This window comes from Calothrix sp. CBUCES-K 9914 (assembly GCF_059640475.1).
The window spans coordinates 1-666 of sequence record NZ_JBXXZH010000562.1 but is presented as its reverse complement, the minus strand read 5'-3'; the positions used below and the strand labels follow the sequence as shown (position 1 = coordinate 666).

Sequence of the window (666 nt, the reverse complement as noted above, 5' to 3'; positions counted from 1 at the left end):
GGTGGCAAAAGTTAGACAATATCCAGAGCGTGAGATAATTATCTACGGTGCCCGCTACGCGGGCACCGAGCTACAACTTGAGTCCGGAGAAGTTTTATGCTGGGTGCGATTTTTGAGCGGTTTGTAGAAGAAAGTCCCATAAGTGTTATGGTTAGAGGATTGATGGAACAAGTATTGGCGCCAGAAAAAATCAATCAAATATTTGGAGCAAACGCTCAAACCCAGTATACGCGCGAATTATTGTTTTCAAGTGTAGTAGATTTGCTCTCGTTTGGTCGTATGCGGAATTCATCCATCGGTGAACGCAGCGTACAGAGCCAAAGCTCAAAAACTAAATGTTAGTAGAACAGCAGTGTACGATAAATTAAATCGAGTTGACACTTCTGTAAGTGCTGCAATTGTACGCGAAACTGGTGTATCGATGACATCCTTAATTGAATTAATTGGAGGTCAATCGCCTTCATTGTTGGCGCCGTATAAGATTCGAGTCATAGATGGAAATTGTTTAGAAGGAACCGACCATCTTCTTGAAGTACTAGGAAATATTGGGGCGGTGGCGCTACCAGGAAAATCTCTCGTCATACTTGACCCAGAATTAAGGTTAGCAATTAATGTTTTTCCTTGTGAGGATGGTCATGCACAAGAACGGTCATTATTTAATCAAGT

1 protein-coding gene and 1 pseudogene are annotated in these 666 nt (G+C 42.0%); both read left to right on the top strand.

Features of this window, described 5'->3' with window-relative positions; genetic code table 11:
• Positions 1 to 96: 96 nt before the first annotated feature.
• Positions 97 to 342 (top strand): hypothetical protein, encoded by a 246-nt coding sequence (locus tag AC2JBO_RS45090; RefSeq protein ID WP_496960112.1) that lies wholly within the window; start codon positions 97 to 99, stop codon positions 340 to 342.
• Positions 299 to 666 (top strand): annotated as a pseudogene (locus AC2JBO_RS45085) (IS4/IS5 family transposase); the annotation flags it as partial. The gene AC2JBO_RS45090 and the pseudogene AC2JBO_RS45085, both read left to right, overlap by 44 nt.

Bases quoted from the DNA above. Each gene is read 5' to 3' on its own strand.
- AC2JBO_RS45090 (WP_496960112.1), top strand. From the start codon at position 97: ATGCTGGGTGCGATTTTTGAGCGGTTTGTAGAAGAAAGTCCCATAAGT.